The 18,934-nt window shown below is 38.5% G+C and carries 19 protein-coding genes and 1 pseudogene; 6 read left to right on the top strand and 14 right to left on the bottom strand.

Going from position 1 to position 18,934, the window contains the following annotated elements:
- Nucleotides 1–62: 62 nt before the first annotated feature.
- Nucleotides 63–500: a hypothetical protein gene (locus MKY46_RS09850; protein WP_340834066.1), complete on the bottom strand. Its 438-nt coding sequence runs from the start codon at nt 498–500 to the stop codon at nt 63–65.
- Nucleotides 501–649: 149 nt separating this feature from the next.
- Nucleotides 650–889: pseudogene (locus MKY46_RS09845) on the bottom strand (DoxX-like family protein); the annotation flags it as partial.
- Nucleotides 890–995: 106 nt separating this feature from the next.
- On the opposite strand from MKY46_RS09845, the gene MKY46_RS09840 reads away from it, so the two are divergent.
- The 3 genes from MKY46_RS09840 to MKY46_RS09830 are packed head-to-tail and all read left to right on the top strand — an operon-like array spanning nt 996 to nt 4,862.
- Entirely contained in the window at nt 996–1,610 is a 615-nt protein-coding gene (locus MKY46_RS09840; RefSeq protein WP_283778132.1) for a sigma-70 family RNA polymerase sigma factor, read from the top strand.
- Between the two features lie 52 nt (nt 1,611–1,662).
- Nucleotides 1,663–2,391, top strand: a complete 729-nt coding sequence (locus tag MKY46_RS09835) for an ABC transporter ATP-binding protein (RefSeq protein ID WP_445299961.1) — start codon at nt 1,663–1,665, stop codon at nt 2,389–2,391.
- Nucleotides 2,391–4,862: an ABC transporter permease gene (locus MKY46_RS09830; RefSeq protein ID WP_340834061.1), complete on the top strand. Its 2,472-nt coding sequence runs from the start codon at nt 2,391–2,393 to the stop codon at nt 4,860–4,862. The genes MKY46_RS09835 and MKY46_RS09830 overlap by 1 nt, the downstream gene beginning before the upstream one ends.
- Before the next feature lie 588 nt (nt 4,863–5,450).
- Here MKY46_RS09830 and MKY46_RS09825 read toward each other — a convergent pair.
- From MKY46_RS09825 to MKY46_RS09815, 3 genes are all read right to left on the bottom strand, one after another.
- Nucleotides 5,451–6,017 carry a hypothetical protein gene (locus tag MKY46_RS09825; protein ID WP_036128987.1) on the bottom strand — a complete coding sequence of 189 codons (567 nt, stop codon included), beginning with the start codon at nt 6,015–6,017 and terminating at the stop codon, nt 5,451–5,453.
- A gap of 488 nt (nt 6,018–6,505) precedes the next feature.
- Nucleotides 6,506–7,051 carry a histidine phosphatase family protein gene (locus MKY46_RS09820; protein ID WP_089932291.1) on the bottom strand — a complete coding sequence of 182 codons (546 nt, stop codon included), beginning with the start codon at nt 7,049–7,051 and terminating at the stop codon, nt 6,506–6,508.
- 215 nt (nt 7,052–7,266) lie between these two features.
- On the bottom strand, nt 7,267–7,665 hold the full coding sequence (locus MKY46_RS09815) for a hypothetical protein (protein WP_230594003.1): 399 nt from the start codon (nt 7,663–7,665) through the stop codon (nt 7,267–7,269).
- A 1,060-nt stretch (nt 7,666–8,725) separates the two neighbouring features.
- On the opposite strand from MKY46_RS09815, the gene MKY46_RS09810 reads away from it, so the two are divergent.
- Nucleotides 8,726–9,196, top strand: a complete 471-nt coding sequence (locus tag MKY46_RS09810; protein ID WP_036129003.1) for a hypothetical protein — start codon at nt 8,726–8,728, stop codon at nt 9,194–9,196.
- 196 nt (nt 9,197–9,392) lie between these two features.
- Here MKY46_RS09810 and MKY46_RS09805 read toward each other — a convergent pair whose 3' ends face one another.
- The 5 genes from MKY46_RS09805 to MKY46_RS09785 form a co-directional block, all read right to left on the bottom strand.
- Complete coding sequence (locus MKY46_RS09805; RefSeq protein WP_244504814.1) at nt 9,393–10,121, bottom strand: alpha/beta hydrolase; 729 nt, start codon at nt 10,119–10,121, stop codon at nt 9,393–9,395.
- Between the two features lie 26 nt (nt 10,122–10,147).
- Nucleotides 10,148–10,672 (bottom strand): tubby C-terminal domain-like protein, encoded by a 525-nt coding sequence (locus MKY46_RS09800; RefSeq protein ID WP_036128993.1) that lies wholly within the window; start codon nt 10,670–10,672, stop codon nt 10,148–10,150.
- Between the two features lie 400 nt (nt 10,673–11,072).
- Nucleotides 11,073–11,795: a toast rack family protein gene (locus MKY46_RS09795; protein ID WP_230594005.1), complete on the bottom strand. Its 723-nt coding sequence runs from the start codon at nt 11,793–11,795 to the stop codon at nt 11,073–11,075.
- A 109-nt stretch (nt 11,796–11,904) separates the two neighbouring features.
- Nucleotides 11,905–12,285, bottom strand: coding sequence for an SRPBCC family protein (locus MKY46_RS09790; protein WP_340834060.1), 381 nt, complete (start codon nt 12,283–12,285; stop codon nt 11,905–11,907).
- A 29-nt stretch (nt 12,286–12,314) separates the two neighbouring features.
- Nucleotides 12,315–13,523, bottom strand: a complete 1,209-nt coding sequence (locus tag MKY46_RS09785) for an MFS transporter (RefSeq protein ID WP_340834058.1) — start codon at nt 13,521–13,523, stop codon at nt 12,315–12,317.
- 144 nt (nt 13,524–13,667) lie between these two features.
- Between MKY46_RS09785 and MKY46_RS09780 the strand changes: the two genes are divergently transcribed.
- The gene (locus MKY46_RS09780) at nt 13,668–14,525 is read left to right on the top strand and encodes a LysR family transcriptional regulator (protein ID WP_101966775.1); all 858 of its coding nucleotides are present in this window, start codon (nt 13,668–13,670) and stop codon (nt 14,523–14,525) included.
- Nucleotides 14,526–14,563: 38 nt separating this feature from the next.
- Here MKY46_RS09780 and MKY46_RS09775 read toward each other — a convergent pair whose 3' ends face one another.
- Nucleotides 14,564–15,124, bottom strand: coding sequence for an XRE family transcriptional regulator (locus tag MKY46_RS09775; protein WP_036128998.1), 561 nt, complete (start codon nt 15,122–15,124; stop codon nt 14,564–14,566).
- Between the two features lie 151 nt (nt 15,125–15,275).
- Here MKY46_RS09775 and MKY46_RS09770 point away from each other — a divergent pair, with 151 nt between their 5' ends.
- Complete coding sequence (locus tag MKY46_RS09770) at nt 15,276–16,145, top strand: DMT family transporter (RefSeq protein ID WP_101966597.1); 870 nt, start codon at nt 15,276–15,278, stop codon at nt 16,143–16,145.
- Nucleotides 16,146–16,178: 33 nt separating this feature from the next.
- On the opposite strand, the gene MKY46_RS09765 is transcribed toward MKY46_RS09770, so the two are convergent.
- Genes MKY46_RS09765 through MKY46_RS09755 form a run of 3 tightly spaced genes read right to left on the bottom strand, consistent with a single transcriptional unit; the run spans nt 16,179 to nt 18,827 of the window.
- Nucleotides 16,179–17,177: a sensor histidine kinase gene (locus tag MKY46_RS09765; protein ID WP_340834056.1), complete on the bottom strand. Its 999-nt coding sequence runs from the start codon at nt 17,175–17,177 to the stop codon at nt 16,179–16,181.
- Complete coding sequence (locus MKY46_RS09760) at nt 17,174–17,845, bottom strand: response regulator transcription factor (protein ID WP_340834054.1); 672 nt, start codon at nt 17,843–17,845, stop codon at nt 17,174–17,176. Before MKY46_RS09760 ends, MKY46_RS09765 begins: the two co-directional genes overlap by 4 nt.
- A 1-nt stretch (nt 17,846) precedes the next feature.
- On the bottom strand, nt 17,847–18,827 hold the full coding sequence (locus MKY46_RS09755; protein WP_340834053.1) for an alpha/beta hydrolase: 981 nt from the start codon (nt 18,825–18,827) through the stop codon (nt 17,847–17,849).
- Nucleotides 18,828–18,934: the final 107 nt, after the last annotated feature.

Below are 18,934 nucleotides of genomic sequence, written 5' to 3'. Positions count from 1 at the left end.
AATAACTTGGTCAATATAGTGTTTTTTATAGCATCTTTCGTCTTGAGTATATTGGACTACAATCAATCCCAAGCATTAAACATAACGTCGCCAATCGTTTGGCTATTAAAATAAGCGATGTACTGCCATTCCGTCACTGATAAGCTATGTAAAGCCTGATCCTTTGATAGTAATGTCATAAGAGTAGTCGCTTCTAAGCATTTACGCATGGGGAAATATTTGTGTAGCCGAGGCTTTGATAAAAATGTAAAGGGAAGCTCCTCATTCTGCTTGGCAAACGCAATATAGGGCATATATCGATGATGAAGAATTGTCAGCTTCTCCCCATCTAAGTCCACCATTGCCTGCATGTAGACAAAGGGAGGTTCATCGATAAATTGTCTTACTTTTGCTCGCTGTTCACTTGTCACTAAATGGTACACCATTGACTGAAACGTACGCATATCCTGCTCGATTAAATGCTCGGCATCAAAACCAGTAATTCCTCTTGTTAAACGCAAACCATCACTCCTTTTTAGTTGACTCTATAAGGACCTTCTCGTTTGAACTAGTCATTTCCTGCCAATCTCCCTTATTTCTTTCAATATGATAATCAATTTGTAAAAAAGGAATCCCCCATATCGTCATCCGATGCAAAGCGGTCAATGATGCCATTTTCTTTATGATGCTCCCCCTTGCTTTCTCCCCAGCCACTAACCTGTAAGCCTGGTATGACCTTCGTTTCATAGGTAAAACGCTGTGACTCCTCAGGTGCTCTTTTCGGTATATATGTAATGGATGTAAAACGTAAATCCCATTGCTCATGCAGCTGTGGTTTTTGTGTATAATCCCATGCTTTTTCTATAGGAGCCTGGATGTCTATCTCAACATAAATAGGTTTTTTGCTCATAAACTCACTCCTTTTTTTCGATTAAACCACTATCATTATAGCAGTAAATTGATAAACTTCTATTAAATGGGTATGCTTATTAAGTTTCTTCCTAAAAATAAAAAACTTGAATCGAAATGACGACTTGCCGAGTCTAATAGTCGAAAAGGAGGCGATTTTCATTACAACCACGCAACAATCTCTTGTAGCCTTAGCCCAACATGGCGATGAGCAAGCGTTTTATCAGCTAATTGAGCTGGAGCAGCATAAGCTTTATCGTATGGCTTATGTCTATGTACAAAATGAAAACGACGCCGTAGAAGTTTTTCAGCAAACGATTATTCGAGCCTTTGAGGGCTTAGCACAATTAAAGGAGCCGCACTATTTTACCACTTGGCTAACCCGCATTATGATCAATTGCTGTAAAACCTATATAGCCAAGAAAAAGAAGGTTCAGCTTGTCGAACCACAAACCTTAGAGGATTTAAAAAGTACATCTCCTACATATATCGAGGAAGAGCTGGATTTATGGCAGGCTCTTTGCCAGCTTGAGGAAAAGTATAAAACGGTGTTATTGCTACGATTTTATCAGGACTACTCCGTCAAGGATATTGCAGCGATTTTACAATGCCCTGAAGGCACCGTCAAAACACATATTCGCCGTGGCTTGCAAGCATTACGACAACAATTAAAGGGGGCATATCTTGATGAGTGGGTTCAATCCGTTGAAAGAAGTCATTAATGCAATACCCATCCCTGAAGGACGTTTAACGGAAGTGTTACGTGTTGAAGGGATGTCCAAAATTTATCAGCAAAAGCATCACACCGTGAACGCCTTAAAAAATATCCATTGCACCATTTATCAAGGAGAGATGGTGGCCATTATGGGGACAAGCGGCTCTGGTAAAAGTACCCTACTGAATATGATTAGTGCGATTGATGAACCAACAGACGGGGCATTATTTTTATTTGGTCAGGAGGCTCAGGATATATATCAAGAGCCCAAAGCATCGCAATTTCGTAAAGAAAATATCGGCTTTATCTTCCAATCCTTTCATCTGTTAAAAGATTTATCCGTGGAAGATAATATTGCACTCCCCCTTATTTTAAATGATGTTTCTAGTAAGGACATTAAAGTGCGCGTGCAGCACATGATGGAAAAACTGAAAATCGGCGCTTGGGCAAAGCATCGACCACATGAGCTATCAGGAGGACAAAAGCAACGGGTTGCTATTGCTCGTGCCATTATCGCAAATCCGCCTATTTTGCTAGCTGATGAGCCAACAGGAGCGCTGGACGTCAATACGACGGATGAGATATTGGAGTTGCTTGTTGAGCTTCAAAAAAAGAGTCAACAAACGATTTTACTTGTCACTCATGACCCTTATGTTGCTACCTATGCCAATCGGGTGTTGTTCTTCCATGACGGTGCGATTGTAGACTCCTATCAAAACCAGCGAAATGAAGAGGATTTGGATTGTATTTTAATGAAATTTAAGCAGGCTACGAGGGGGGAGCGATAATGTTTACAATGCGTGCCGTTGCCCTAAAACTTTTTCGTGCCGCTTGGGCAAATGTCCTAACGAGTATTAGCATTATAACCATCTCCATTTGCCTTGTGATGACGATGAGTGTCTACGCTTTAAACGCCCATAATCAAATGAAGGCTGACATCCAAGCCTTGTACGGAGAAATGGATATAATGGTCGGCTATAATCCAGATCAACATCAGCTGTTAACGACACAACAAATAGAGTTACTTTCCAGCCTAGCAGGTGTCACCCAAGTGTCTAATGTATCTTTAGCTCACACAAAGGTTGAGCAAGAAAAAAGCACAACCTTTTATACCGTTGGCGTAGAAAATGATGACCTTGTGAAAAGCCGCTATCATTTCGAGATGAATCTTGGTCCGAACGATGCCATTATTTCAGAAAATGTGGCACGTATTTTCAAGAAGAACGTCGGAGACACCATTCATATTCAAACGAAGAATTTTATTGTCCGAGAAATTTTACCAACGATGAAAGGTACGGATAGCCCTAATATCATATTGTTGCCAAATACCATTGTGAAAACATGGATGAATAATAGTCAGCCACAAACTGCTGGTATGTTTGCACTTATTAAAACAGAGGATGGCCTTGCTAAGGCAGTTGGCACAGAGATCAAGCAACTTGATGAAACTCTTCGTGTAGATGTCATGAGTGATTATGATTTGTTTAAAAGAAATTTACAAAGCTTAATGATTTTTATGATTGTCCTAGCTGTCTTTATTTTACTCATTGCAAGTGTTTTATTACTGTCCACTTTCCAGCTATTATTTTATAAAATTAAAGAACAACTGATGATTTTACGTGCTCTCGGTGCATCAGTGCAGCAAGTTAGGCGCATTGTCAAACTACAATTATCACTTATTATTTGCTTTGGGGTTATGCTCGGGACAACGATGAGCTTACTGGTCATAAAAGTCTGGCTACCACAATTGATTAGCCTCTTACATTTACCAAATGCTAGAACAGAGCTTCCTCTTCCTTTTGTGATTGTCATCGCACTTTCGAGCTTCTTGATTCTTCAGATAATGACACAATGGCAAGTAGCAAAAAGTGCCAGATTATTGCCATTACAAATTGCAACAAACAATGAAAATTTACGTCTTCGTTGGACCAAATGGAAAACGATCATGGTCAGCATTGGAGGAATTATCGCTGTTTTATTCTTGTTGCAAGCACAACTGACAGGAACAGGAAGCAATCAAGGAGCACTATTGATTTTAATCGGAACACTATTGATTTGTGGGATTTTACTGTTATTCATCCCCTATCTGTTTACAGCCCTCCTTCAGGTTGCATTAAAGCCGATTCGTGCAGTGCTTGGCAAGGAAGCCTATTTAGCGTGCCAGCAAGTCATGCCACAAGTACGCAAAAATAGGCCGATTGTGCTCAGCATTATTGGGTTAATGGTCATTTTAACCTTTGGTAGCTCGTTAATGAAAACGTTACAGCATAATGACCTAGCCTTCACCGAATCACAATACGAAACCGCTGTAAAAATCAATAATGAATTAAATGATCCAACCCTTACACCCGCAGTTATTAAGGAAATGGAGGCCTTGCCAAGCGTGCAGTATGCTTATGCACAAAGTAATAATGCGTACATTGCCCTGCAACTCGGCGATGAATGGCTACCAGAGAACTATACAACCATTGATATCGAGAAATTTGGACAATTAGGGAAGTTGCCAAAAATCGAGGGCCCTTTACAGGATGGACTGTTAGTGACAAAAAGCTTGGCGAATCGTCATCATTTATCGGTTGGTGATCGTATTACAATAGGCTCCTATGATGTTGCTGCACAGCAGGATCGGCCAACAGGTGAATTACAAATTATAGGAATTATTGATGCACCTCTTCACTACGCAGAATTAATCGTGGATTGGTCATCCTTCCTCACTTCTCAGGACCACACAATCATTGAAGACATTATGGTCGAAACGACTAACCCTGAGCAAGCATTGTCTGACTTGTCATTCTTAGAAGAGCGCTGGCCAGCCTTGAAATTTACGGATAAAGTGACCATGATGGAGCAATCCCGTGAAATGTTCTTCCAACGTTGGAGCCTATTTGTCGGCGTCTTTGTACTATTAATTGTCGCTACTGTCCTTGGTGTACTGCAAACATTACTGCATACCATTTATACTAAACGTAGTGACTATGTCATTCAGCGATTGATAGGCTTATCACCAAATGGTTTAATAAAACTTATTTTGACGCAAGTCCTATCGTTTGTGCTATATGGCCTCACTGTCGGCACGTTTATTGGACTTATTTTAACAAGAATGCTGGGATTCATTGATGAAAGCTCTCCGATGTCCTATGACTACTTAACATTAGGCATAACAAGCAGCGCCTTCTTAATAGCAACACTTATTGTCTTTACGCTCCAAGGCTATTGGATTAGCCGACAAAAATTAGCGAATGAAATCGTGGAAATCTAAATAACAACAGCCCTTCTATATCAGAAGGGCTGTTGTTATTGTTGTTGAAAAAAGGTGATGTCAATAGCAGAAAAAGAACCTTTGGCAAGGTGAGCGGGTGATTTCCGCTCCGCCAGCGTCCTTTCCAGGGGGCGTCCGATGAGCCGTAGTGAACAAAATAGCCCATTATTTGTATGATGAGAGAAAGGATAGGCTCTTATTTTCCATGTGGAGAAGTGATGAGTGACAACACCCTTCCATAAAGAGTAATGAATACTTTCACTTTAGTTGAAAACCTTTGCTAAAAAGGTACCATTTTTGTGGGTTGAAGTGGAAGGCTACTTGACTCCCGTGGGATAGTGAGACAGGCGATCCCCTGCACGAAGCGGCTCGGCGCTCGCCCACAAGAAAGCAAGTAGCCTGCAACGGAAATCCTTTTTCACCTCTCACCTTTCACAAAAATGCTATTGATGGTTTTGATTTTCAACACTATGACAACAGCCCTTCTATTCAGAAAGGCTGTTGTCTTTGCTGTTCAAAATTCAGATTTTGAAGGGCTCTCACATTCGTTTCGTCATTTTTTCGACGAGTTGCCCATTCCATCGAAGGTTATGGTTTTTGGCAAGCAAAATTATAACCACCGATTTTTCTAGCCTCCGTCGCATTGGTTTGTCCATTTAAACCAGCATCATCTCTTGAGTCAATGATGGGGTTGCCACCCTGTGCAAAGCATTTATTCATGTAATTCATTTTTTCTTTATGTGTCAAGTATCGGTCCCAGAAGAAATAGCCTATGAAAGAAACCAAACCAATTCCGGCAAGCCATGCGATAACAGCATATGGTGTTACTTCTCCATCTTCATTCTCTTTATAAAGGATTGTACCATCGTAATTTTCCATGTCTAGCCCAAAGGTTAAAAGTTTATGGTGAACCTCATTAGGAGATAGTGATTCGAGAGATTCGTAATAATTTAATTCTTCATCTGAGAAATGATATAATTCCTGGGCAGCTTCTTCATCAAACTCTAATGTTTGTGTAGCCAAGTTATAGTAGATGGATTCGGCTAAAGCACTTTCTTTACGTCCAAATTCATTAGCATTCGCAAAATTCGGAAAAATTGTAGCAACAATCAACGTAACAATCAAACCGCAAATAAAAAATTGAAGCTTCTTCATCACAGCAAACCTCCTTGTTTTATTTATTTATGTTAAAATATTACATTAATGGATAATGTAATATTAACTTCATTATACATAATATCCAGATAAATGTATAATATATAAAGAAAGTGAGGTGTTTTTTTGTATTTCTCAAATATACAATTATTAATGCTTGTATTTGCCTTTATTATTGCGATTTTCAGTGTGATTAAGGTGTATCAAATAAAAAAAGAGTATTTGATTAAACACAGAGAATTAGAGGTGGAATACGAAAGAATCCAACTGGAGAAACAAAAACAAAAGATCCTTTAATTTAGAAAGAAACATGCACCTCAGTCATTAGATTTTCCCTAACGATTGGGTGCATCTATTGGTTTTATCCTAACAATTGAGAATGACATTGGATGAAAAGGTGAAAATTCTAATTATGAGATAGGGACATCTTTCTAGCTATTCAGTTAAAGGCCCCATTAGCGAAATAAAACCTACTATTTTATTGTCGTTTAACCTTGCCATATTCGTTCTATATTTACTTCATTTTCTGTTAAGCATAATTGAAAAACATCTGGATTACGAAGATTTTTCCAACATTCAAAGTCAAAGTCATTATTAAAATTTTTTAGCAATAACGACATGATATTACCGTGCGTAACTATCAATGTGTTTTCAATTTCACTTTTACAAACGTCATCTACTACATTTACTATTCGATTCATTGCTTCTTGACTTGATTCTCCTCCTTCAAATTTTAACTCTGCATCATTAAATGTTTCTTTCAGCTTTTCATACCAATCAGGTAAATCTGTTGTAGAAAGGATACGTTCTGACAAACGCTCATCTATTTCTATTTTTAAGTTTTTTTTCTGGCTTATAGGCTCAACTGATTGAATAGCACGTAAAAATGGGCTTGAAATTATTTGGTCAATTTTTTTATTGGAAAAAAACCTCACTAATAATTCTGCTTGTTTTTCTCCTTGTTCTGTTAGCTGTGCTTCAGCAGCTTGTCCCCTTGCTTCACAATGTCTCACAACATAAATTTCCTTTGTCATACATGCCCCTCCCAATTAGGTGTTATAAGTAAGTTTCTATGATTGTCATTAATTTTCCTTCTAACACAACCCGAGTCGTTAGCTGAACAAGAATCCGTTGCCACAACTCTTACGTTTTGACCATGTATAAATAAAAAAGACCACTTCGTATGAGATGGATACATCATTCTAGCTATTCAATTAGCGCACCACGCTTGTTGAACAAGATACTTTGCTTACCCTTCAACAATTGCAAGATATTTTTTGATTTGTCCTTCAGATTCAACAATTAAAATATCTCCTCGTTCTTTGGTAGAAAAAATCTTTGTACCAACAGGAAGTTTATTCGACATCTCATCTCTAAAATCTGTATTAGCATCATTTTTTGTTTTTATTTCACTGATTTGAACATCTTTTGTTAAAGACAATTCTTCAACCCAATCAATATTAGTTTTGTAGATAACTCCATCATACTGGAAAATATCAGCATCAGAATCTAATGTTAAAACTTCTTCGGCATCTATACTGTCAATTGATACTGTTGTAGTTCCTCCTTGAATATTGCATCCTGTAATCATGAATAAAGCTAATGCGATCAAACCATAGAATAATTTTTTTATTTTCAATCCACCCACCTCTTTTATATAGACACCAATTGTCTACCAAAAGTTACATATTCAACTAAACTACTTCGTTAGTTGAATAAGAATCCGTTCCACAACTCTTGCATCTTGACACCGTTTAAATAAAAAAGATCACCTCATATGAGATGGATACCTCTTTCTTGTTATTTAATTAATGCCCCCTTTAGTAAAATAATAAAAAAGCTCTAATTTACCAAAGTCTAATATTAATTTCCAACCTTTTTTGGGAGCTGTCGTCGAATCTGAAACACCTACCATTATTGGGTTGTACTTGTCTTTAAGGAACATTTATAAACAGTATCTCCAAAAGACCGAATGTCGTTTAGATAATCGTATCCTTCAGATGAACCATAACGGTTGAACATTCTTACTGCTACTACATTTTCCTCTGGAATGACGAGCAGAGCTACATTTGTGTAGCCGAGTAATTGATAGGAACCTTTTGGAACTGTGTCGCCTAAATGCCCCCAATATGATTGAAGGCACTATGCAACATTACTCTGTTTTTAACTATTAAAGATACCAGCACAAGTTATATGAGCATTTTGAATGTAGCATACAACGATAATTTTCGCAAAACTCTGTTATATAAACTAAACATCGAACACACTATAGTTACCATTTCTTCAACTAGCGTGCACCATTAACTGAACATGAATCCATTCTACAACTATTACGTTTTGGCCCAATACGAAGTCCCGTCAATACGATGAAATAGCATGAAACCGTTTTTTCAATTTTTAAAAATGCCTAGTGAAAAAATAATGATAATTTAAAACTTCATTTTTTGAATCAGCTCGTCTCCCCAGTCTTGCAATTTTTTGATAAAACCTCTATCACCAGAACCAATTACAATATCGTCACCATAGCAGACAGAATCGTTTCTGTTCATTGTTATGAATTGCACATCAGGTTTTCAAAATGCTCTGTTCAAGGAAAATTTTGATATTGGATGCACGCTCGAATCCTTGCTATAATCAACACAAGAACAAGCATTCGTGTAGAGGGGTTCAAAAAGTTAAAAACATGTTTAAATGGGGGAACAATCATTTTGAAAAAGTTTCGTGGGAAAAAGCGTTATTTCCGTAACTTATGGCAAGAAACAGTAGCAGAGCAATATGATTTAGACTTTGGCAAAGAAGGTTGGTTTGATTTGTGGCACACCCATCTTGATTTTTATGGATTGGGGAATACCAGTTTGAAAATACGAAGAACGCATATAAAAGCCTATATAGCCTTACATAACAGTTTATTAGAAAAGCTTGAAACACTCGGAAAACCATATCAATTGTGGATTGAGTTAGTAGATGAAGATTGTGGTTTGGATTCAGTCTATATTCATACGCCCAATCCTAATGAAGACAATTTTCCACTAAAAATAGAAAATATCAATTGGAATTGCCCTGTCCCAAAATACTTCAAGGATTTAATAAACCTGAATGAATTTCATGTAGGACACTATAAGCGGGAATCAAATAACTGCTATTTAATCCTGTCTAAAAATAATGTGGTTACATTGTAAAATTTGTTACTTAATAAGAATAGGAAACCCGCAAAAATTAGGTTTCCTTCAAATTTTATCAAAAGCTATTACATGTTTTTAAAATAATTATGTATTCTATTGAAAACCCCTTAATATAGAATTATTTTTCAAAAATATTCAGGATGCTTGGCAAAAAGGCATTTTGGTATGTCCTGCAACATTCCTCCATTAGCATTTATTCCAAAAAATCTATTATCTCCTGTATGATTTCATCTTGATCCCGGCCTAATGTCATCAAATGTTTAGCGTTTTCAAAGCCCCTCTTCTGCTTAGTGGAAGAGTGAACATGTTGATAAATCGTTTCAGCGCTTTGTGCATATGATGCATCGTCGCGTTCACCGTAGTAGATAGCGATAGGAACGGTAATTCTATCAAGCTGCTGCATCGTTGCTTGGATAAACTGTTGAAATGCGCTCATAGCATCTAACGCCATGTGTTGAAATGGCTCCATTTCCTGTGAAATTTGAGACGCTGATTTGCCCTCTATCGTTTTATAATTGTAGGCATAATCAATTATTCTTTGTTTTAATTGCGCTGGCTCCTTATCAATTGGTACTGATAAGACAATGATTTGTAATAGCTTTTCGAATTGGGCAAGCTTTAAAGTAAAAATGCCACCGATGGATAAGCCAATGACCGAAATCTTCTGATAGCCTTCATTCAATAAAAATTGGTGGGCATCGACTACATCCTGCCACCAGTCGTCTACCTGATAGTGTAATAGCTGTTCTGGGGTATGACCGTGTCCTCGGTATAATGGTGCATAGCAAGTGTAGCCTTGTGCATGTAATGAAGTGGCTACTTTCTTCATATCTCTTGTATGACTCGTAAAAGAATGTAAAAGTAATACGGCATGCTCGTTTCCCTGTAAATAAATTTCTTTCGCTGGTAGTATCTTTAGCACATAATCAAGCCCTTTCTCGAATTAGTTTATGCCCCCACAAACAATACTGCCTGTCCTATCGCAATAAAAAAGGCTTCCTCCTGTATGGGACTACTGTCTTCAATTTCTAGCGTAATATCAAAATGCGTCTCACAGAAAGTAGCTTGCCAACGTGCGATAGGCTGCTCATTCACTGTAAATACAGACCAGCCCTCCATTTCTTTGTTGAGCTTGATTTGCTGTTCACCATTTGTAATCAGTAAATCAGGAATCATGATTTGCCAGCCATCATAGGCAATCATATAGTCTTTGCCTGACACCAAATCCTTGCCTCTGAAATGTACGCGCCCACGACGGGATACTTTTTTACACGTAAAAAGTGGTCGACCGTTGCGATCATTGACATCAAAGCGAACAAAATAACGATAGTCCATTGTGCGGTCAAATGCTTTTTTTAGAGCATTGGAATAAACACGTTGAACAGTGGACGATACCTCCCCCGCTTCATTGATAATTTGGATGGCCTCTGTTGACTCGATGGCTGCTGGTTGCTTGTATGTATAAATTTTCACGACTTTCGCTCCTTCAAAACAATAACTTTCTTAAAGCTACCATAAAATAAGCGCCAAATACAAAGGATGTATTTGACGCTCCTATTATTGTATGGGTACTTCTACTGTAAATGGTTGGAACTTCACTTCTTTATAGGCTGATGGATTGAATGGGATATGTGTTTCTTTGCCATCAGCGTCTATTTGAACGCTCCCACCTCCTGATGGAATGGAAACATAAGGCGTAATGATTAATTTTTCAACATGTTGTGCTATTGGATCAAAGGCTTTGTTCCATACTTGTTTCCCCTCCTTCCATACTTAGAGTCTTTTATCCAAGCAAAAGGTTTCACTTTTATTTATTTTTTTGGCCATACAAAAAGTAGACTACTGTATTTTAAGTAGCCTACTACATTTTCCTTTATTGATCTAATTTAAAGGTAATATCTCCGACACCCAATTCCGAATGAACCTCTAGCACAACATCTGCCTTGTCATAGGCTTCGTTGACATAGACACCCTGGCCTTTGGATACAAGACCCTCTATATTTGAAGATCCGATGCCCTTCTCTGTCGTTAATTTGACACCAACCTTTGATGGTAAAATAACGGTTGTTTGACCGACGCCTGTTTCAATCGATGTCTTAAAGCTTTTTTTCCAATCGCCACCTAAATTAACCGTTACATCACCGACACCTGCATCAATATCAAGCTTTTCCAGCTGGAGCCCCTGTAAATCTAGGTTTGCAAGGGATGCGCCTGTTTCAACTGTCAAATCCATCGGGATACTGTCATTCAGTTGGATTGCCCAAGTGTTTTTAATATTTGAGATTCCTAGCTTTGTAGAGCCTTTATGCTGAATATCCACTTCTCCCGTATCGCCGTGGACATCATAGTCTACCTGTGGGGCTAGCTTTTTAATATTATAGTCGGCCTTGCCCTCTACCCATTCCTTCGCACCGCTCGATACTGTCAGTTCACCGACACCTAGATCAATGTCTACCTCTAATGCTTTCACTTTATCCTTTTCTACCAAGATGGCTTCCTCTCGCATCTTGTTGTTTGGAATAAAGGAGAAACACCCCGATAAGACCAATACAGATGTACCCATTATGACACCTAAACCAACTAATTTTTTCAACATGATTTCCTCCCACCATATAATCTACCAATAATTTCATTATATAGGAGTCAACCTTTTAAAATACGACCCTGCGCTCGAAATTTATCTAAGACCTAAGACGTAGGGTTCGCTACTGATAAGGGATATCTCCCCCTTCCAGCAATGCCTTTAAATTAGCCAGCGAAGCCTCATAGCCTGGTGAGTTAAAGCTTACAGTTGTCCCCTCGTGCTGTTGTACTAGCGTAATGGCAATCAACGTTTCCGGCACCTCTAAGTAAAAGGAAAACTCCTCATGTTTTTTTACGTGCTGAATCGTGAGCTGCATAGGTAGCTTTTCAGATAGCTGATTATGCGCATTAGGCATTAACGTAAACGTTATCTTTTCACCATCTGCGAGTTTAGGGATATCCCAGGTGGAGCCTGGTGCATACCATTGCGAGAGGAGTTGTTCCTCTGTAATCGCTTGCCACACGCTATCCATTTTCGCATCAATCCAAATCGAACTGGTCATTCACCATTACCACCTTTTTCTATTTTCCATTATTTTACCGAATTTTCAAGCGATAGACTACTTTGGGATGTTCGGTATAAATGAAATGCCCCAATGATGATGAACATGGCCAAGAAATCCAAGGCTATTTGATGACTTGAGAAAATAGCAACTAATAAGCCATACAACGTTGGTGCTAAGACAATAAAAAATTGATTAATCGTTAAAGCTGCACTCACGGTAAGTCCCACAGCTTGAGGATCAGAATGCTCGGTGACACAGGTAATATATAAGGAATACCAGCCGAGTGCTAAAAAACCAAACACACCACAAAAAATAATCATCAAGCTCTTCCCATGTATGACAAAGGGCAAACAGCCAATCATCATAAATGTGGCAACCATGACAAGCACTAACAATGACGCACGTTTATGAGCGAAATATCGGTCACCCAGCCAAGCAAGCACAATTCTCCCTAGCATGCCTCCCAGCAAAATCAAACTTAAATAGCTCCCTGCCTCTGTTAATGTATAGCCGCCCTCTTGATGTAAATAGCTCATAAAATGAGCAATGATGACCATTTGTAAGGACATCATGACAATGCCGACAAAAAATAGAGGATAGAGCGCTCGATTATGTTGAATAGCCATCATCTTTTCTTTAAAGGAAATAGGATTTGCGGCAACGGTTACGTGCTGTTTTGGTTCATGATACAGCAGTAAAAATAAAAGTCCCCCACCTATCGCCACTAACCCCTGTACCAAATGCACAGTGGACAGATGGTGCTGTTGATATAAATACGTTAGTACAATAGAAGAAAGTGCCCCACCAATGGGGATACCTGTCTGGCGAATACCAATAGCAAGCCCACGATGCTTATCTGGAAACCACTTCACAATAGCGGTACTGCCGCCAGTTTGTGCACTACCATACCAGATACCAACAACTATTAATACGAGGAGCAATGTCGTATAATGGTTCACAGGTATTAACAGGAAGGCTGACAGGCCCAGTATAACGGAGCCCCATCCAATAATCCGCTTTTCTCCTTTTTTATCCATAAGGTAGCCAAATAACAGCATGGAGAAAATCGGCCCTATATTGACGGCTGAAACAATCAGTCCAGTTTGAAAGGACGTTAAGTGCCATTCCATTTGATAAAAAGAGGCAACTGGCCCCATCCCATAGGTGACAAAGGTTGAAGCTGTCTGTGACAGTGTAGCCACTAGTAAAATAACCCATTGATAATATGTATGCATGTTAACCCTCCATCAGGTTGATACCGCTTTATTTATGCAGTATACCTTGTCGCTACCTAGAGTTTACGTTGACTGATAGCATACGTAAAATGGAGGAAAATGATAGCAGCTATCAAAAAATTTAATAGGTGTGTGACGAACAATATGAACATTGAAGACATTGCCTTAAAAATAGAGCTTTTAGAAAGGCAAAACTTAAGTAAATCCGCTGAAATCACTAATTATACACAATCTGCCTTAACTTCGAAGGTAAAAAAAATAGAAAGTGAAATTGGACAGGAGATCTTTAAACGAACACCACAAGGTTTAAAGCTGACGGAGGTAGGTAGCCATTATTTACAATTTTTAAAACAGGTTGCCCAAAACTATGAAGAATTTTTACAAATGATCGGACCTGCTCAAACGAGCCTCCATTTTGGAACTTCTCATACAACCATTAAAATTTATGGTGCATCCATTATGAACGAACTCCAAACGAGTCATAGTCCAATTGATGTCGATTTCACTGTCGAATCAAGTACATCTTTAAATCACAAAGTACATAATGCTGAGCTGGATTGTGCACTGACTAGTAATCCAACTAAACAGTATGCCGATTTAAACTATGATCTAATTGCGTCAGAAACATTTGAGGTCATTTCAAGCCCTTCTCATGTCATCGATTTTGAGCAACGAACGCCAGTAACACTACTCGTCTTAAGTAAAGGCTGTATGTATACACATGCATTGGCACAATGGCTAACAATGAAGCAAGTTCCTTTCACAATGAAAGAAATTAAATCCGTTAGTAGTATTCTTGATTTTTTAGAAATTGAGCATACGATTGCAGTCTTAAATACGAAATTATTGGCACTTTATCATTGCCCTGACCTGCACTTTTATGACATGGATGATCTCAATAAAGTAATTGAAACGGTCTTTATTTATCATGAAAACGACAGCAAGCATTCCTCTATTATGCAATTAAAGCAGGTAATAGAGTCCTTGCTTGAAACGGAATAGTATCGAATACAGCAAGGCTTCGCTAGTCCTTGCTTATTCTATATTAATGAAGGTGTTAGAACGAATAATACGTGGATGCTGTCATTGCTTTTATTGAGGAAACGATGTCGAACATTCGGCGGAATCCGCACAACATCCCCTTCCAATAGCTCATACTCTTCTCCTTCTAGCTCTACATAGCCTTGCCCCCTCATCATCACTGCTATCTCTTCTTTATCATTGTGACAATAATGACTTTCCGTGGTCACTGCGTGTGGATTTAATTCCATCATGAGCATGTCAATTCGAGCTTTCATAAAGTCAGGTGTTAATACATCATAGACAATATGATCCTTGTTTTCTCGATATATTTTTTTGCGGTTGTGCTTGCGTGAAATAAGTGTACTTGTATCGATATCATGAATAAAAAGTGTAAACAATGGTACATGTAAAGCCTTTGCAATTAACTCCAGCACACTTAACGATGGATTCGCTTGTCCACGTTCGATTTGACTAATTAAAGAAGTACTAATGCCTGCGTAATCTGCAAACTCTCTAATGGTCATACCATTTTTCTTCCGATAACTTAGTACGGTTTGTCCTAATTGATGATACTGCATGGCACGACTCCTTTTTATCATAATGTGTATTTTTCTAGTTTTGTGCTGATATTCTAAAAACCCTATTTTATTGAGGAAGACTACACTATAATAGGTTAGGCAATATTATTAATCTTGTTTATTATTATAAACAAATACATAGGAGTTCATCATGTTTTATTACATCTCTTTATTTTTTGCTGTCTTTGCATTATCGACTTCAGCTATTTTTGTCAAGCTTGCCGATGCGCCACCAGCCATTACGGCCTTTTATCGATTATTTTTTGCGCTACTAGTGCTACTCCCCTTTTTATTAGCGCAAAAGGGATTGCGACAGGAAATGACGAGCCTCTCCAAAAAACAGTGGGGACTGGGCATTTTATCAGGATTATTTTTAGCCTGTCACTATGTCTTATGGTTTGAATCATTAAACTACACATCGGTGGCTAGTTCAACAGTCATTGTAACACTACAACCTTTATTCTCTTTAGTGGGAAGCTATTTTTTATTTAAAGAACGTTTTTCTAAAGGAGCAATTGTTGGCTGTTGCGTAGCCATTATCGGTTGTTTCATCATCGGCTGGCAGGATTTCCAGATTAGTGGACAAGCTCTTTATGGCGATATCCTTGCCTTTATAGCGGCAGGTATTATTACGGCCTACTTTTTTATCGGACAATCTGTTCGCAAGGATTTATCACTTGTTCCTTATTCGATCATTGGCTATGGAAGCAGCTCCATCTTCTTAGCGGTATACGCCCTCTTTATGCAGGAATCGTTCTTCGACTATTCAGCATCCACTTGGTGGTCTCTTGTAGGATTAGCCGTTATTGCAACGATTTTTGGGCAAACCATTTTTAATTGGCTATTGAAATGGTTAAGTACAACCGTTATCTCGATGAGCATTTTAGGCGAAACGATCGGTACATGTATATTAGCTTATTTTATTTTAGATGAGATGATTTCTATTCAACAAGGGATCGGCATTATCGTCATTTTACTAGGACTTGCGCTCTTTTTACTGCAACAACGAAAATCTCATTAAGACAAAACAACGGCAAAGGCTGCCGTTGTTTTTTTATTGCAGGGACTTTTGGGCAAAGCCAAAGGAAGTCCCCGTGTCGTTTGATTGTAATGAAACGTCGATGTTCAATGTTTTGGCAATGTCCTGTATAATTTTGAGCCCAAGTCCTGCATAATCGGCATCGGGCTTGAAGCCGACTCCATCATCACACATGAACACTTGACCATTGTTTATTGAAACCTCTAGCTGCGTTGCTTGGGCATGCTTTAATGTATTTTGGAAAACATTATCAAATAAACGTTGTAGCCATAATTCATTGCTAATCCAAATAGCATGTGGGTCGTCATGGTGAAAATGCAGGGCTATGCTTTGCATGCGATATAAATAACGCCACTTCTTCATCATCGTTTCTAGTAGCTGTGCAAGCTGGATTTCCTCCTGGACAACAAAGGAATTTTCACTTGTATCAAAGGCTTGTAACTGAAATGCATTTGTTAAATTCGTTATATAGTGGATTTGTGCATTTAAGGATTCCACCAATTTCGGCTGCCCTTGTAATTGATCTTCTAGAAAAAATAACTGTAAACGTATGGCCGTCAAGGGCGTATGGATGTCATGTCGTAACTTTTGCAGCAGCTCTTTTTGGAGCTCCTGCTGCTGCGCTAACTCTAATTCTCGGTAAGTCGTCCGCTCAATTAAGAGATTGACAGACTGCATAAGCTGTCCTATTTCATCCTCACTACTAATTGTTAACGTATTTGGTATCCGTTCATTACTAGCTAATTCCCGTATCGTTTTATTGAGCATCGTGATTTTTGACAATAAAGAATGGATAGTTGTTGAGAATAATAATGCTAACAGTCCTAATGACAGCACAAACGCTACGAGCATAATAGGATAGGCAAAGGATTCATGAAACGGAATGCCTTCATTTTTCAATTTAAAGACCTTGTCATAAACAACAGCTATAGCCACACTAATGCTTAATAACACAATTGGTACACTCGCAATCGCCAAAAATAATAAAGTACGGTATTTCGTTTTTAAGGTCATTTTTTAATATAGGTATTCAAACGATACCCTTCTCCATAAATATTTTGCACAATGCTGCCTGCTGGATCATGTAGCTTTGCTCGAATCTTTTTAATATGAACATTGAGAATATTATGATTGCGTTCATCCAGTGGCCAAAGATAGTCGAAGAAATGGTCCTTTGTTAACACTCTGTCTCGATTGTCGAATAAATAAAAGAACATTTTCCGCTCTGTCGCTGTCAATGCAATTTCGTCATGGAGAGTTTGATTGAACACTTTACGGCGCTCCCCATCAATAAATAAATGCTGGATTTGCGTCAATGTACCATATTGCTGGCTCAACATTTTTTGCATCCTGAGCAAAAGCTCACGCGGATCAAATGGCTTTGTCAGGTAATCCTCCCCAACCGTTAAGCCCTCTAGCTTACTTTCGATATCATTCCGTGCCGATAGAAAAATAATGGGGATATTTAAGCCTAATCGTTTAATATTTTTGCTTAATTGATAGCCATCCTCTCCTGGCAGCATAATATCCATAATGACTAAATCCACTTGCTGAATGAGTGACATAATGTCTCGACCATCTGTTTTCCAAATCACTTCATAGCCTTCTCGCTGTAGTATTTTTTGTAGCAAATCCCCAATCATTTGATCGTCTTCTACAATTAAAATGGTAAATCCTTTCATATTATCGACCTTTCTTATCAGCATTCGTTTTCATAAATATCATGGCTAGTTGATAGATTTCATCGGGTTGATAAAGATAAATACTATGTGTGCCACTGACCTCTTCCACCTGTGCATAGGTGAATTGCTGTGCAAAGTCTGCATAATCCTGCCTTTTCTGCTTCGTATATTGCGAATCTTTATTGTCTTCTGCAATGGCATCAATCAGCAAGATTGGCGTGTTTTGCGGCTTTGGAAGCTGTTCTGATTGTAAACTATTTTCATAGACCTGTAACAGCTCATTTTTCATATCCTCATTAAAAAACTGTCTAAAGGACAATGCCTGATACATTTTCTTTTCCTCTGCTGTTAAAAAGGACATTTTCAATACTTGCGGATTATAGACCTGTGATGGCAGAAGTCGGTGTAAACCCATTCTAGTTGCTAGACTCATCCCCTTCACCATCCATCTATCGACGGTTCCCATTGGATGCTTTACATATTGACTAGGTAAACCAATGTCCAGCGCGATGATTCCCTTTACTTCTTCGGGGTATTTTTGTGCCCAGTAAATGGCTTCTAGCCCTGAAATGGAATGTGGTACGAGTATATAAGGAGGCTGAAGACCACTTTGTAGCAGAGCCTCTCGTGTTTGCGCTAGGATTGTCTCAATGTCTCTTCCATCATGGGCTACATCACTATAACCATAGCCAGCTCGATCCACTACGGCTATTTGATGGTGCTGTGAAAACTTACGGTACAGCCCCTTTAACTCATACACTGGGGCTGCAATACCTGAGCCTGCCATAAATACATACGTGTCCTCGCCAACTCCCTCCTGATAGACATTAATTTGATGACCATCGACGTCTACTAGTGTGCCATTATTTTGTAAAATAGCAGATTCCTTCTGTACTAAATGATAATGGTAGATCCAAACAACCACCATTCCAAGCATGATTAATGCTCCTATGTATACCAATAATTTCTTTAATTTCTTCATACGTAGCTCCTCTCCGTTCATACTTGCAAGGATACACATTAAAAATAAATTTCTAATTAATTTTTGGAGAAAAATTATAGTTGCACACTTCCTAAAATGACTCAGCC

This window comes from Lysinibacillus sp. FSL M8-0355 (assembly GCF_038008985.1).
In the GTDB taxonomy this organism is placed as follows: Bacteria; Bacillota; Bacilli; order Bacillales_A; family Planococcaceae; genus Lysinibacillus; species Lysinibacillus fusiformis_D.
The sequence above is the reverse complement of the archived record's forward strand: the minus strand, read 5'-3'. Positions and strand labels throughout refer to the sequence as shown.

What these genes read in the sequence shown, in the direction of transcription:
- MKY46_RS09835 (WP_445299961.1), top strand. Translation starts at nt 1,663, where the DNA reads ATGTCCAAAATTTATCAGCAAAAGCATCACACCGTGAACGCCTTAAAA.
- MKY46_RS09830 (WP_340834061.1), top strand. Translation starts at nt 2,391, where the DNA reads ATGTTTACAATGCGTGCCGTTGCCCTAAAACTTTTTCGTGCCGCTTGG.
- MKY46_RS09825 (WP_036128987.1), bottom strand. Translation starts at nt 6,017, where the DNA reads ATGAAGAAGCTTCAATTTTTTATTTGCGGTTTGATTGTTACGTTGATT.
- MKY46_RS09820 (WP_089932291.1), bottom strand. Translation starts at nt 7,051, where the DNA reads ATGACAAAGGAAATTTATGTTGTGAGACATTGTGAAGCAAGGGGACAA.
- MKY46_RS09795 (WP_230594005.1), bottom strand. Translation starts at nt 11,795, where the DNA reads ATGTTGAAAAAATTAGTTGGTTTAGGTGTCATAATGGGTACATCTGTA.
- MKY46_RS09790 (WP_340834060.1), bottom strand. Translation starts at nt 12,285, where the DNA reads ATGACCAGTTCGATTTGGATTGATGCGAAAATGGATAGCGTGTGGCAA.
- MKY46_RS09785 (WP_340834058.1), bottom strand. Translation starts at nt 13,523, where the DNA reads ATGCATACATATTATCAATGGGTTATTTTACTAGTGGCTACACTGTCA.
- MKY46_RS09780 (WP_101966775.1), top strand. Translation starts at nt 13,668, where the DNA reads ATGAACATTGAAGACATTGCCTTAAAAATAGAGCTTTTAGAAAGGCAA.
- MKY46_RS09775 (WP_036128998.1), bottom strand. Translation starts at nt 15,124, where the DNA reads ATGCAGTATCATCAATTAGGACAAACCGTACTAAGTTATCGGAAGAAA.
- MKY46_RS09770 (WP_101966597.1), top strand. Translation starts at nt 15,276, where the DNA reads ATGTTTTATTACATCTCTTTATTTTTTGCTGTCTTTGCATTATCGACT.
- MKY46_RS09765 (WP_340834056.1), bottom strand. Translation starts at nt 17,177, where the DNA reads ATGACCTTAAAAACGAAATACCGTACTTTATTATTTTTGGCGATTGCG.
- MKY46_RS09760 (WP_340834054.1), bottom strand. Translation starts at nt 17,845, where the DNA reads ATGAAAGGATTTACCATTTTAATTGTAGAAGACGATCAAATGATTGGG.
- MKY46_RS09755 (WP_340834053.1), bottom strand. Translation starts at nt 18,827, where the DNA reads ATGAAGAAATTAAAGAAATTATTGGTATACATAGGAGCATTAATCATG.